14 protein-coding genes are annotated in these 11,988 nt (G+C 62.6%); 8 read left to right on the forward strand and 6 right to left on the reverse strand.

Annotation, left to right across the window (positions count from 1 at the left end; genetic code table 11):
- The first annotated feature begins 298 nt into the window (after positions 1 to 298).
- Positions 299 to 1,204, forward strand: coding sequence for an alpha/beta fold hydrolase (locus NJ75_RS22925; RefSeq protein ID WP_038283760.1), 906 nt, complete (start codon positions 299 to 301; stop codon positions 1,202 to 1,204).
- Positions 1,205 to 1,227: 23 nt separating this feature from the next.
- Positions 1,228 to 1,695, forward strand: coding sequence for a hotdog fold thioesterase (locus NJ75_RS22930; protein WP_269078643.1), 468 nt, complete (start codon positions 1,228 to 1,230; stop codon positions 1,693 to 1,695).
- Here NJ75_RS22930 and NJ75_RS22935 read toward each other — a convergent pair.
- The 3 genes from NJ75_RS22935 to NJ75_RS22945 are packed head-to-tail and all read right to left on the reverse strand — an operon-like array spanning position 1,625 to position 5,791.
- The gene (locus tag NJ75_RS22935) at positions 1,625 to 3,088 is read right to left on the reverse strand and encodes an efflux transporter outer membrane subunit (RefSeq protein WP_330217068.1); all 1,464 of its coding nucleotides are present in this window, start codon (positions 3,086 to 3,088) and stop codon (positions 1,625 to 1,627) included. The genes NJ75_RS22930 and NJ75_RS22935 overlap by 71 nt on opposite strands.
- A gap of 7 nt (positions 3,089 to 3,095) precedes the next feature.
- Positions 3,096 to 4,667 carry an MDR family MFS transporter gene (locus tag NJ75_RS22940; protein WP_051051489.1) on the reverse strand — a complete coding sequence of 524 codons (1,572 nt, stop codon included), beginning with the start codon at positions 4,665 to 4,667 and terminating at the stop codon, positions 3,096 to 3,098.
- A complete protein-coding gene (locus tag NJ75_RS22945; protein WP_039338698.1) occupies positions 4,664 to 5,791 on the reverse strand; it encodes an HlyD family secretion protein in 1,128 nt (375 codons plus the stop codon). The genes NJ75_RS22940 and NJ75_RS22945 overlap by 4 nt, the downstream gene beginning before the upstream one ends.
- A gap of 125 nt (positions 5,792 to 5,916) precedes the next feature.
- Here NJ75_RS22945 and NJ75_RS22950 point away from each other — a divergent pair, with 125 nt between their 5' ends.
- The 3 genes from NJ75_RS22950 to NJ75_RS22960 all read left to right on the forward strand — a co-directional run bounded on the left by NJ75_RS22950 (position 5,917) and on the right by NJ75_RS22960 (position 9,098).
- The gene (locus NJ75_RS22950) at positions 5,917 to 6,408 is read left to right on the forward strand and encodes a MarR family winged helix-turn-helix transcriptional regulator (RefSeq protein WP_052242797.1); all 492 of its coding nucleotides are present in this window, start codon (positions 5,917 to 5,919) and stop codon (positions 6,406 to 6,408) included.
- Positions 6,302 to 7,999, forward strand: coding sequence for an ABC1 kinase family protein (locus NJ75_RS22955; protein WP_008603569.1), 1,698 nt, complete (start codon positions 6,302 to 6,304; stop codon positions 7,997 to 7,999). Before NJ75_RS22950 ends, NJ75_RS22955 begins: the two co-directional genes overlap by 107 nt.
- Before the next feature lie 565 nt (positions 8,000 to 8,564).
- Positions 8,565 to 9,098 carry a DUF736 domain-containing protein gene (locus NJ75_RS22960; RefSeq protein ID WP_039338701.1) on the forward strand — a complete coding sequence of 178 codons (534 nt, stop codon included), beginning with the start codon at positions 8,565 to 8,567 and terminating at the stop codon, positions 9,096 to 9,098.
- Positions 9,099 to 9,626: 528 nt separating this feature from the next.
- Here NJ75_RS22960 and NJ75_RS25400 read toward each other — a convergent pair.
- The gene (locus NJ75_RS25400) at positions 9,627 to 9,935 is read right to left on the reverse strand and encodes a DUF6771 family protein (RefSeq protein WP_330217069.1); all 309 of its coding nucleotides are present in this window, start codon (positions 9,933 to 9,935) and stop codon (positions 9,627 to 9,629) included.
- Between NJ75_RS25400 and NJ75_RS22970 the strand changes: the two genes are divergently transcribed.
- Both NJ75_RS22970 and NJ75_RS22975 read left to right on the forward strand, forming a co-directional pair.
- The gene (locus tag NJ75_RS22970; protein ID WP_039338704.1) at positions 9,916 to 10,530 is read left to right on the forward strand and encodes an SOS response-associated peptidase; all 615 of its coding nucleotides are present in this window, start codon (positions 9,916 to 9,918) and stop codon (positions 10,528 to 10,530) included. The genes NJ75_RS25400 and NJ75_RS22970 overlap by 20 nt on opposite strands.
- A gap of 53 nt (positions 10,531 to 10,583) precedes the next feature.
- Positions 10,584 to 11,048 (forward strand): hypothetical protein, encoded by a 465-nt coding sequence (locus NJ75_RS22975; protein ID WP_039338706.1) that lies wholly within the window; start codon positions 10,584 to 10,586, stop codon positions 11,046 to 11,048.
- On the opposite strand, the gene NJ75_RS24670 is transcribed toward NJ75_RS22975, so the two are convergent.
- Positions 11,020 to 11,289, reverse strand: coding sequence for a hypothetical protein (locus tag NJ75_RS24670; protein WP_039338708.1), 270 nt, complete (start codon positions 11,287 to 11,289; stop codon positions 11,020 to 11,022). The genes NJ75_RS22975 and NJ75_RS24670 overlap by 29 nt on opposite strands.
- Positions 11,282 to 11,545, reverse strand: coding sequence for a hypothetical protein (locus tag NJ75_RS24675; RefSeq protein ID WP_156135954.1), 264 nt, complete (start codon positions 11,543 to 11,545; stop codon positions 11,282 to 11,284). Before NJ75_RS24675 ends, NJ75_RS24670 begins: the two co-directional genes overlap by 8 nt.
- 78 nt (positions 11,546 to 11,623) lie before the next feature.
- Here NJ75_RS24675 and NJ75_RS22985 point away from each other — a divergent pair.
- A partial coding sequence (locus NJ75_RS22985; protein WP_039338710.1) for a hypothetical protein occupies positions 11,624 to 11,988 on the forward strand: 365 nt, incomplete at its 3' end.

Below are 11,988 nucleotides of genomic sequence, written 5' to 3' on the forward strand. Positions count from 1 at the left end.
CGCCGCACGCAAAGCCTGAACAATACTACGCTACGGCACCCCAAGCGACTCTCCCGCGGAGCGGGTTCGTGCTTTGGGCCGGAAGCGGAAAGGCAGCTTTTATATCTTTGAGCGGATTATGCGGACAGCGACTGCTGACCGAATCGCAAGCCGGTGCATTAGAGAATGGTCTGGAGAAACCCCTCTTGGCATAGACTTTTGCCGTCGTTGAAACGCCCCTGCAGGACAGCCAACACGGAGCCGAGAGCCACAAACTAAATCGGTTTACTATTTAGCGCGCCTTTCCTACCATCCAGAGATGGCGAGAGAAACCTTTACGATTGAGGGCGCAGGCGCGATTTCTCTTACAGCCGAGGCTGAGGGGGATGCCTACGCCATACCCGTCCTTCTTGCGCACGGCGGCGGGCAGACACGGCGCGCGTGGAGAAGGGTGGTCAGCGAGCTGGCTCAAGCCGGCTTTCGCGCAATCGCCTTCGACATGCGCGGTCACGGAGACAGCGATTGGTCGCCATGCGGAGCTTATGAAATGCGCGACTTCGCGGCGGATCTGGTCGCTGCAGCGTCGCGCCTGGACCAGAAGCCAGCGCTGGTCGGCGCTTCACTGGGCGGGCTCGCTGGACTGATTGCCGCAGGGGAGCTTGCTCCAGGTAGCTTTGCTTCACTCACATTGGTCGACATTGCCCCGCGCATGGCGCCCAGCGGTGTAATGCGCGTGGTTGGTTTTATGGAAGAGCATGTCGATAGCGGCTTCGCCTCACCAGAGGAGGCGGCCGACGTGATCGCTCGCTACATGCCGCATCGTCCCAGGCGGGGCGCGAGCGATGGTCTGAAAAGCTATCTGCGGCAGAAGCCGGATGGGCGCTTCTATTGGCACTGGGACCCTGTGCTTATCCGTAATATAATGTCAGCCAGACAAGGCGACCCAGACAGCCAAGAACGTCAATCGGCAATGCTCAGCCAAGCTGCGGCGAATCTCACGCTTCCGCTTCACCTCATCCGAGGCGCCTCTAGCGATCTTGTTTCCGAAGAGGCCGTATTGCATCTGCGACAACTCGCCCCCCATGCAGAATACACCGATATTGCCGATGCCACGCACATGGTCGTGGGCGATGCGAACGATGCCTTTTCCGCCGCTATCGTCGATTTCCTACGGCGCCATCACTCATCCGATACGGCTCAGCCACAGGGGACGAGGGAGCTATGATCGATCGAGAGCGCTTGCAGGAAATGCTGAATATCGCGCCGTTTCATCGATGGCTTGGGCTGGAGATTGCAACATGCTCCGACCAGGGAATCGCGATCACCATGCCATGGCGCGAAGAGATCGTGTCGAACCCGATGATTGGGTCGGCGCATGGAGGGGTCCTGGCTTCACTGGTCGACCTCACCGGGCTTTATACTCTGCTTGCCGGGGGCGTCGCGGCGAGAGCGACGGCCGATCTGCATGTCGATTACCACCGTCCTGCAACCTCAGGACCTCTCACTGCTCACGGACAGATCGTGAAGATCGGGCGACAGATTTCGGTGGCGGAAACCCGGGTTCTCGAGCCCGACGGCAAGTTGGTCGCCAGCGGCAGGGGCGCCTACTTCTCGTCAACCGGATCACTTGATCATCGCGGCGGGACTATTGATCTCGAACAGGCTCTTGCCACCCAAGGCCCAGCGACTTCTGCAGCGCGATCCACGCCAGCGTAAGGGCGCCTTTTGCCCGGACGAGGTCTGCTGAGGCCTGCTGCTGTTCTCGCAGGGCCCGGTTGAGGTCAGCCTTCGAGATCGCTCCTGCGGCAAAACGTTGGCGGTTCAGATCGGCGGCGCTATCCGCCTGGCTCTTGATCTGCGCGCTGGCTGCCAGCGCGACGCGTTGTTGGCCAAATCGTGCCAGAGCGCGCTCGGCATCCCGTAGCGCCGCGAGGACGGTTTGACGATAGTTGGCGACAGCTTCGTCGCGGACCGCCCCGGCGCGATCGACCGACGCGTCGACCCTTCCAAAATCGAGGAAGTTCCATTCCAGGCGGGGTATCGCCAATGCCGAAAATTCGCCTACATCGAAGATATCGTCGGGGGAAGATCCGCCAAGGCCCAGAATCCCCATAAAGGACAGCTTCGGGAACCTTGCCGCTTCGGCCACCCCGATCCTGGCCGTTGCAGCGGCGAGAGTGCGCTCAGCCGCCCTGATGTCGGGCCGACGCGCGATCAGACTCGCCGGATCGCCGACAGTAACCTCATCCGGGGGCAAAGGGATATCTCGCGGCGTCGAAAGGTCTTCGGCCGTCGATCCAGGAATCCGTCCCGACAGGATCGCAAGCGCGTCTAGCAGGACGGCTTTATCGGCCTCCGCCTCGGCGAATTGGGATTTGAGCACCTCCAGCTCCGCGTTCGCATTGCCCACCGGGAACAGCGGCAGCGCGCCTTGCTGATACCGCTGATAAGTTAGGGCCAGGACTTCTTCCTGCAGCTTGATCTGCGTCCGGTATTGGTCGGCGCGGAACTGGGCCTCCCGCAAGTTGACGTAGTTATTGGCAACTTCGGCGGTCAGCTGAACCTTTGCGTCCTCCGCATTGGCGACCGTTGCCGCAGCCTGCGCGTTGCCGGCCTCGATACGCCTCCGGGAGCCGCCCGCGAACTCCAGCTCCCAGTTGGCATTGAGACCAACATTGTAAAAGCTGAGGGCATCGTCGCTTCCCGCCTCCGGATCGGGTTGCTGTGAGGACGGGGGTGCCCCCTCCTGAATTTCAAGGCCGGGAAGCTGACCCTGAATAGTGGTGGCCTGGGTTCCGAGTGTCGGCATTCTGCCGGCCCGATCCTGCCTGACCGATGCCCGGGCCTGCGCGATGCGCGCCTGCGCTGCCTGGAGCGACGGATTTTCGGACAACGCAGTTTCGACCAGCCGGGTCAGTTCAGGATCGTCGAGCAGCACCCACCATTCGGCAAGGGCCGGGTCCATGACGCCCACATCCTCGCCAGCGCGGACAAACCGATGGCCGGTATCCGCCGACAATATTTCCGGAGGGCCTGCGTAGTCCGGCCCAGCCGTACAGCCAGCCAGCAAGGCGATGAGGAGAAGCGATGGTATCGAACGGCGCATCATATAGGGCTCAGTGCATCGAAAGGGAGACATTTTTTGGAAGCGGCCTCAGGAAGAGGACCAGCGGAACCGTCGCGAGGGTCAGAATCCCCATAACCAGGAACACGTCATTGTAGGTCATTATGAACGCCTCGCGTTGCAGGGTGCGGCTCAGGACGGCCATCGCCCCCTCCATGCCGCCGAAGTTTCGCGCCAGCCCGTCGAGATAGTCCTGTAGCGAAACGCTGTTCGCATTCAGGGTCTCTTCCATCCGCCGGCTATGATGCCAGATCCGCTGGTCTTGGAACGATGCCAGAGCCGAAAGAGCGAAAGAGCCACCGAGATTGCGCGCCGCGTTGAAAATTCCCGAGGCGTCGCCGGCATCCTCCTTGGCGACCGAAGCCACCGTCGCCTGATTCAGGAACATCATCGACAAGATCATGCCGACACCGCGCAAGAGCTGGCTCTCGGTAAAAACGGCACCACCGGATTCTGCTGTAAGGCTGGTGCTGACAAAGCAGCTGACCGCCATCAGCAACATGCCGGCGCCGACGGCGATGCGAATGTCGATCTTCCGGATCATCAAGGGAAGCACAGGCATCAACAGGAAGGCCGGGACGCCCATCCAGAAGATCACCAGCCCGGTCTGAAGCGCGTTATAATCAGAAATGATCGCGAGGAACTGCGGGATGACGTAGGTCGAACCATACATCACCATACCCAGGGCGAGCGCCATGATCGCGACGCTGGCGAACTGTCGATTGAACAAGAGCTGCAACTTCAAGACTGGCTTGCGTGCCTTCACCTGTCCGTAGATCAGCGAGGCAAATCCGACGACTGTGATGATTGTGAGCCAGCGAATGAGAGAGGATTCAAACCATTCCTCGCGGTGGCCCTCCTCAAGGACGACCGTAAGTCCGCCCAGCCCCAAGATGAGCCCGACAATGCCCGCCCAATCCGCGTCAGTGAGATAATCCCACTTTGGCTTTTCGTGGGGCAAGCCAACGAACAGCAGGAGCAGCAGCAGGCCGCAGACCGGCACATTGACAAAGAAGGCATAGTGCCAGCTCAGATTCTCGGTCAGCCAACCCCCGATCAAAGGCCCCATCACGGGGCCGAGGATCACTGTCATGCCGAACAGGGCCATTCCGATGGGCTGCTGATGTGGCGGCAGCCTTTTGGCCACGATGGTCATTGCCGTCGGAATGAGCACGCCGCCCGTGAAGCCCTGACCCGTGCGGCCGATGATCATTGTCGTAAGGTCGGTTGCAATCCCGCACAGCACCGAAAAGGCGGTGAACGCGCTGACCGCGATGATGAGGAGGGTTCGCAGACCGAACAGCCGTTCCAGCCAAGCGCTCAGCGGAATGACGACAATCTCAGCAACGAGAAATGACGTAGCAATCCAGGTGCCTTCGGCGCCTGTGGCACCGATCTCGCCCTGAATGACGGGGAGTGCGGAATTGACGATTGATATGTCCAGCGTCGCGAGCATGGCGCCAAGCGCGCCCGCGGCCACAGCGACCCAGGCAGTAACGTCTGCGTTCTTTCGGCTCCCGGCCGGCCCGATCGAAGTGTCCTGCGCTGCCAGTATCTCGGTCATTGAGTCCGACTCGAGATCTCTTCCAATTCGCCGGCAGCATTCCGAGTGTCGACCGTAGCCACTACCGACATGCCGGGAACGAGCAGACGCCGCACTTCAGGGGGAGCATCGATAGCGATGCGGACGGGTATCCGTTGAACGATCTTGGTAAAGTTGCCGGTGGCATTTTCGGGGGGGAGGATGGAAAATTCCGCGCCCGTTCCCGGCGATATGCTGTCCACTCGTCCCGCGATCTCAAGGTCTGGCAGGGCGTCAACTTCGAGCCTGACGCTCTGGCCGGCCCGGATGAGGCCGACCTGCGTTTCTTTGAAGTTCGCGGTCACGTAGATCGCGCTCACCGGAACCACCGTCATCAAACGTTGACCCGGTTGCACGAACTGGCCCACCCTGACCGAGAGATCGCCGACGCGGCCGGCCTTGCTGGCGCGCAGCAAGGTCGATTCAACCGTAAGGTCGGCTGTTTCCAGCTGAGCGCGAGCAGCGTCCGCCTGCGCCTGGGTCTGGCTGATCTGCTCGAACAGGGTCCCCCGGCGAGCGGTCGCGGCAGCCACCGCCGCCTGCGCAGCGGCGAATTCGGCCCGCGCCTGCCGCGCCTGCGCCTCATACTGGTCTAGCTTTTCCCGCGGTTCGGCTCCTGTCGCTGCAAGGGGCCGATATCGCGCCACCTGGTCGTTCGCGAGGTCCAGTGCCGCGCTCGCGGCGGCGAGTTGGGCCCGCGCCTGGCGAATGGCTGCATCCTGTTCGGATACCTGAGAACGGATTGTGTCGGCACCGGCCAGGGTCGCAGCGATCTGTGCGCGCGCCTGCTGCGCTTGCGCCTGATAATCCCGCAGATCCAGTTGTACGAGGGCTCCGCCGCGAGCTACTTGCTCGTTCTCCCCTACGAAGACCTCTTCGACGTATCCCGCTACCTTGGAAGAGATAACGACGCTGTCGGCAGCGACATAGGCGTTATCGGTCGACTGCATGTACTGTCCGTAGGTTACGTGCCGGTAGTACCACCAGATCCCGCCAAGCAGCACGGCAAGACCAACGATGATTAGCACGATGCGCAAGCTACGCCGCGATTGCGGTTTCGTTGGGGTTGTGCCCTCCTGCTCCGGTTGGTTGGAGTTATCGGTCATCTGACTCTTTCGGCAGCCTCAGTAAAAGGTGAACGCGTCTCGCGCCCTATGAGCCGTGAGACAGATAGTAAAGGCATTTAGCAGTTTGCATTTGGGCATCCGAGGCTATCCGACTACACAGCGCTATGGATGAAAAACCAGATACCATGTCACGGTCTCAGCGTCGGCAGAAGGTCATCACCGATGATGACCGCATTCTCTATCTTATGGACGAGATCAGTCGCGGCGCGCGCAGAGTGTACGATGCGAGGGTCGCCAGGATCGGTCTCAATCAGACACAGTGGAGGATCATCGGACAACTTCTTCGCGATCCTGCCCTTACGCAGGCTGAAATCGCCAAGAAACTGGAACTGGAATCGGCGACCATCGGCCAGGCGGTTGCAGGTCTTTGCGCACGCGGGCTGATGAAAAGGCTTCGAGCTGAGACGGATCGGCGAGCGTGGCAGCTCATCCTCACGGAGCAGCTTGACGATCTGCTGCCCGAACTGAGAGGCTCCGCGGATAGGCTTCATGATCTGCTTTGGCGCGACATTGCCGCCGACGAGAAGCAAACGTTGCAGCAGATTCTTGCAAGGGTATCGGAAAATCTGGACCAACTCCGGGCCGAGGCTGAGTAATATCATGGCATCGCCCCCGGAAAAGCCTATCAGCAGCATCGCTCGCGCCGCGGAGATTGGCCGAATCTTAATGAGGCACGGTGCGAAGACTCTCGCCGGAGCCCTCGGATTTATTCCCTCTTCGAGCAATGTCATCGATCCTCGCGAATTTCGTCCGGCCGCAGTTGTCGCGTTCCTCCGTGACATCGGGCCAGTCGGCATAAAGCTGGGGCAGCTCCTCGCCACCCGAAGCGATCTGTTTACCGAACACTGGATCACTGCATTCTCAACCCTGCACGATCAGGTGTCGCCGGTGCGCTTCGCAGATATCGAGCCCGTACTTGCTTCAAGCTGGGGTGAGGACTGGCGGAACGACTTTGCGCAGTTCGACGAACAGCCTCTGGCGTCCGCCTCGATTGCACAGACCTATTCCGCCAAGCTACGGGACGGTAGCGAGGTCATCGTGAAAGTTCGCCGCCCGGGCACCGCCGCGCGCATGGAAGCCGATGTGCGCCTGCTTGTGCGTCTTGCCGAGATCGCGGAAGCACGCTCGCCTGACATCGCGCGTTACCGGCCAGTCGAGTTTCTGCGGACCTTCGGCCGCAATCTTGCCTGGGAGATGGACCTCGCTGCGGAATCCCGAGCCTGCGAGCGGATCGGCGCATATCTCGAAACCATCGGCGTCAGGACCCCGGCCATCCATTGGGAACTGACCGGGCTGCGGGTGAACGTTCAGGAACGCCTGTACGGCAGGCCCGCGTCTTCGCTGGGCGCCTCATCGGGCGATCCGGAGGTGGCGGCGTTCGCCAAGTGCTATGCCAACGCAGTCCTGCGCATGATCATTCTGAACGGCGAATTCCACGGCGACCCTCATCCCGGCAATGTTTTCCTGATCGGCGAGCAGGATGTCGGCTTCATCGACTTCGGATCGGTCGGGACGCTCACCAAGGCCAGGCGCGACGAGATCGTCCGCCTCGTGCTTGCGATTGCTGGTGAGGAAACCAGCGATGTCGCGGATGTCCTGCTCGCATGGGCGGGGGAGCCGAAGGTGGATCGCGATGCGCTCGCGGTGGATCTGGATCAGTTGATTGGAGAGTTCAGGGGGACCGTGCTATCTGGCATCGAGTTCTCGCAGATTTTTTCCCGCGTTTTCGATCTGTTGCGGGATTATCGACTGGTTCTGCCACCTGATCTGGCCATTCTTCTGCGTACCTTGTTGACTGCAGAGGGCTTCGTCCGATCGCTGGCACCGGACTACAACATCGCCGAAGAGACCCGGCCGATCATGACGGAGCTTCTCGCCGAGCGGTTCTCGCTCGGCAGCGCTCGGTCGGGTTTGAAGAGACTTCGCGGTCAGCTGCTGGGGTTGTCGGCGTCCTTGCCCGACATACTTGCCACTGCGAACTCGATCGCAAAGTCAGGATATGTGCCGGTTCAGCTCGATCCGCTCAGTATCGAGCAGCTCGCTGGACTTCGCAATGAGCGTCAGTCCTTGAAAGGCCCTCTAGCTGCCGCATTGATCATAGCTAGCGCGTTGCTTGTCGATCAATCCTGGCTTCTGGCTGGCGGCGCGCTTGTGATTGCTGGGGTGGTGCTCATCCGAAAGTCATAATGAAGGAGCAACTTAATTCGTGCACGGTCACGATACGGCAAAGCCGAACTTAACGAGGATTTCATGCGCCTCACTTCAGCGACCAAGACGCATCGCGAAGAAAATTTTTCGACCTATTGCGATTGAAGGCTTATTTTCCTCAATCAGACGAAACTTTGGAACGGCAGCTTTCAGGCGTGTCCTCGCCTGACTTTATGGCCGCTATTGGGGCGCTTTGCTGACCTTCTGCTTTCCCCTCAGCGATCGACCGCTTCCGGCTAAATACGACGTTCAATTCAGTCAATCTGAGGGTCTGGCTCTGGTCGGCAGCCGTCTTGACCGAACGCAGCGACCTGAAGCAGTTTACCGCAAATCGGACCCCCGGGCCTGTTGTTCAGCAACGTCCGACATTCCTGTCGTTGGTCGTTCATCGACCTCGTGGTTAGAAAACACCGCTTGTGCGGTCTTGGGTACCACTGCGGGCGATGCCGGCAGCTTCGGCCTGACGGCCGGGAGGGAAGGGGGGTGGGAAGAGAGTGATCGAACAAGGGGTTCGGTCGCAATCGATCCACCTAGGAGAACGTCCATGAACATCGGTGAAATCCGCAAGAACGCCAACGGCCAGCTGATCGGCTCTGTCGAAACGCTCACCATCACCCGCACCATCGGCCTGCGGCCGGTGACCTCCAGCAACCCCCGCGCACCCCGCTACGAGATCGTCGCGCTCAACGACCAGCGCCGCTGGGTGATCGTCGGCGCGCTCTTCGAGCTATCCTCGAACTCGACCGGCGAGAGCTTCTACCAGGGCAAGATCGACGACCCGTCGATGGCGCAGCCGCTCTACATCGCCGCTTTCCCGCGCGAGGACGGCACCATGGCGATCGCCTGGCAGCGTCCGCGTCGCAGGAACAGCCAGCTCGGTTCGGCCGAATACGGCGAGAGCGACATGTTCCCGGCCGACGATGCCGGCGGCGACCTCGGCGCGGAGCAGGCCGGTGACGGGCGCAATGACGACGGTCTGGGCGACAGCACCGCGACCCCGCCTGCCAAGCGCGGCCGGGTGGGTGCCAAGGACGGCACCGAACACGATGGCGCGCTGCCGCCGCTCGTCGAGGCCTGATCGGCAAGTCCACCTCCAACCGGCGGGGACCCCAAGCGGGTCCCCGTCTCCGTGCAAAGGCCGCGGATGCCCCCCCCCCGCGGTCTGAGGCGGAACGCCGGCACTGCCCCCCGCCCGGCGTTCCGCCTCTTCGCTTGCATGGGGATGTCCGGAGAACCAGAATGCTGACTGACAGTGAACGCTTCGCCTTCATCACCCGGCGTCACCACGCCTTTGCCAGTACCGGTAATGCCTACGATGCGGTCCAGTGCGACGAGGCCATCCATACCGGCGACACGCTGGTCGTGTTCACGGAGGAGGGTGGTCGGCGTCGCCAGCCCCAAGCCGTTTGCGGTGACGCAGGCGCACGGGCATCTCCATGCCTGTCCGCGCCGCCCGAGGGCGAAACGCTAGCGGATCTCGCCCGCTCGATCCACTTCAACGCTGCGGACTTCGAACACGCCGCCGAGATCGCCCGGCGTTTCGGGTTTCCGCTCGACCGGCAGATCGAGGCGCTCTCACTCGCCCGGCGGGCTGAACTAGCGGGCCTCAGAGCGGCAGGATCGACTGTTGCGATGACGGCGCATTCGCGGGCGCGTCGACCGCGTCGGCAATCACGCGTGCGAGTTCGAGTGCGGCATCTTCGCGCAGCCAGTAGCTTGGGGCAGTGATGCCGACCCGCGCCCAGCCCGGGGCGTCCAGGATCGCATGAGCGACAGCAGACGTATCGATTTGTTCCATGTCGATATGAGAACATAGAAAGAACATGTTTGCAAGACGGCTGGCACCGCTGCCCGTTCCGATTGACAGGGCAGGGTGGTCGGCCGAGCATCCCCCCATGTGCAAGTTGTATCGCATGACCAGGGCCCCTGGGAAAATCGTCCGGCTGTTCGGTGCGCGCGGCGGCGCAGGCGCGAACTTCGCCGCCGAAGTCTATCCCGGCTATCCCGGCCGTCGCCGAGGGCCAGACGCGGGTAGCCCCAAGGGCTTTCCTCTCGTCCTCAAAGGCAAGCACGGTCAACCGCTGAAGCCAAAGCCCGTCAACAACGCGCGTGAGGACAAGCTCGGCACTTCGTTCTGGCGGCCAAGCTTCGAGCGCCGCCGCTGCCTGATCCCGGTGACCGCCTGGGCCGAGGCCGAGGGCATCAAGGGTCAGATGACCCGGACCGGGTACTCGCTGGCGGGCGAAGAGGTCTTTGCCGTCGCAGGGCTGTGGCGCCCGACCGAAGAGTGGGGCGCGGCCTATTCAATGGTGATGGTGGATGGCTGCCCGCAGATGGGCGACGTACACGACCGCATGCCCGTCGTCCTCGCCCGAGAAAACTGGGAGCAGTGGCTCGCGGGCACACCTGCTGAAGCCTTCGCGCTGTGCCAGACCTGCTCCAGCGCACTCGCCGTCGATCGCACAGCCGAACGCTGGGGGGCAGGGAGGCCCACAGCGACATCAGGCTGAGGGGAGGGGGGCTTCGCCGGTCGGATCAGACCCAAGCGAAAGGACCCAGGCCCATGGACGACCGAGCCCCCGTCCACATCACCATCGGCGGCGCATTGCCGCGCGAAAATCTTGCCCTCTTCGCCGCGCACGCGGCCGACTATGACCTGCGCACCGAGTGGGACGGCGAACCCTTCGATCCTGCGGCACTGCCCGGCGGCGAGCCGCTCGAGCTCTACGGCACCGAGCTCAATGGCGGACAGATTCCCGAGATCGACGCCTTCTGCGCCGAGCACGGCCTGCCGTTCCGCCGCTGGTCGGGCGGCTGCCTCGGTGCGTTCCTCCCCGAAATCGTCCTGTTCGATGGGCGAGGGCCGATGCGCGACTACACGGCAAGCGAAGACGAATTCGTTCTCTTCACCACGTCATGGATCAACAGCTTCACGCGGCTGCGCGATCTCAAACGCGAGATGGCCCGCGCCGAGATGACCATCCCGGCCTTCGAGGTGACTAGAGGTGCGAGCGATGACCGCAGCTGACGCAACCCTGCCGGCCGCCTCGCGCGAAGCCGTGCTCGCCCGCTTCCCGCTCTCGCGGGTGAGCGAGGCCTTCTTCGACGACATGCTCGGCGTCCTGCCCCCGGCGCACATCGCCGGCGTGCCAGGCTTCTTCGCCAGCGAGGCGGTGAGCGAGGACATCCACGCCCAGTTCGTTGCAGCCGGTGACCGCTTCTACGGGGGCTACGTCGGGCTCAAGGATCGTGCGGGTCTCATCACCCATGCCGCATCGCCGAGTTCGAGGCAGCGCATCCGGACGCATTGGAACTTGCCTGGTATCCCGACAGCTCACTGGGGGCTGCGTCATGAGCCGGCACCGGATTCTCGAACTCGGTGCCGGTCCCGCCGACGGCGAGGCCTCGGGCGGCACCGGCCAGGCGCTGCGCATCGCCGCCAGCCACGGCGTCTCCGTCTTCAAGCTCCAGCCGCCGCGAACACGCGCCCACGTCGAGCGCCACCCCGTTCTCTGATCCGTTCAATTCCGCGCCTGGTCGCCGTTCTATCCCTTGCCTTGGCAACGGGACGCGTCGGCGCGCGGCAACACGAAAGCCCTAGCCATGTCCTCGATCAAGCTCACCCTCGAACTTGCCTGCACCAGCGAGGAAGCCGCGCGCTTTGCCGCGGTCGAACTGTTCCTCGCCGAGGTGGGCGAGGACGCCGAGGCCGAGCCCCCGGCCGAACTCGACGCCATCTTCGGCGCTCGGTCACGCGAGACGATCCTTGGCCTTGCCGGGCACCCGCAGCCGCTCGGGATTACCTTCCGATATGGCCAGGACCGAGGCGTGATGACGCTCGCTGCGGCGGGCGGCACACCCAACCTCGCCGCGCTGCCCGTGCTGCTGCTGTGGCTCTATCCCGAGAAGCTCCCCATCGCCTACTCGGTCCACGTGACCGAGCGGCCCGAGCTCGCGGTCTGGACGAT

It is taken from the genome of Novosphingobium subterraneum (genome assembly GCF_000807925.1).
Taxonomy (GTDB): Bacteria; Pseudomonadota; Alphaproteobacteria; order Sphingomonadales; family Sphingomonadaceae; genus Novosphingobium; species Novosphingobium subterraneum.

Bases quoted from the DNA above. Each gene is read 5' to 3' on its own strand.
- NJ75_RS25400 (WP_330217069.1), bottom strand. From the start codon at position 9,935: ATGCGATACAACTTGCACATGGGGGGATGCTCGGCCGACCACCCTGCC.
- NJ75_RS22970 (WP_039338704.1), top strand. From the start codon at position 9,916: ATGTGCAAGTTGTATCGCATGACCAGGGCCCCTGGGAAAATCGTCCGG.
- NJ75_RS22950 (WP_052242797.1), top strand. From the start codon at position 5,917: ATGGATGAAAAACCAGATACCATGTCACGGTCTCAGCGTCGGCAGAAG.
- NJ75_RS22945 (WP_039338698.1), bottom strand. From the start codon at position 5,791: ATGACCGATAACTCCAACCAACCGGAGCAGGAGGGCACAACCCCAACG.
- NJ75_RS22930 (WP_269078643.1), top strand. From the start codon at position 1,228: ATGCTGAATATCGCGCCGTTTCATCGATGGCTTGGGCTGGAGATTGCA.
- NJ75_RS24670 (WP_039338708.1), bottom strand. From the start codon at position 11,289: ATGGGTGATGAGACCCGCACGATCCTTGAGCCCGACGTAGCCCCCGTA.
- NJ75_RS22925 (WP_038283760.1), top strand. From the start codon at position 299: ATGGCGAGAGAAACCTTTACGATTGAGGGCGCAGGCGCGATTTCTCTT.
- NJ75_RS22935 (WP_330217068.1), bottom strand. From the start codon at position 3,088: ATGATGCGCCGTTCGATACCATCGCTTCTCCTCATCGCCTTGCTGGCT.
- NJ75_RS22975 (WP_039338706.1), top strand. From the start codon at position 10,584: ATGGACGACCGAGCCCCCGTCCACATCACCATCGGCGGCGCATTGCCG.
- NJ75_RS22955 (WP_008603569.1), top strand. From the start codon at position 6,302: ATGATCTGCTTTGGCGCGACATTGCCGCCGACGAGAAGCAAACGTTGC.
- NJ75_RS22940 (WP_051051489.1), bottom strand. From the start codon at position 4,667: ATGACCGAGATACTGGCAGCGCAGGACACTTCGATCGGGCCGGCCGGG.
- NJ75_RS22960 (WP_039338701.1), top strand. From the start codon at position 8,565: ATGAACATCGGTGAAATCCGCAAGAACGCCAACGGCCAGCTGATCGGC.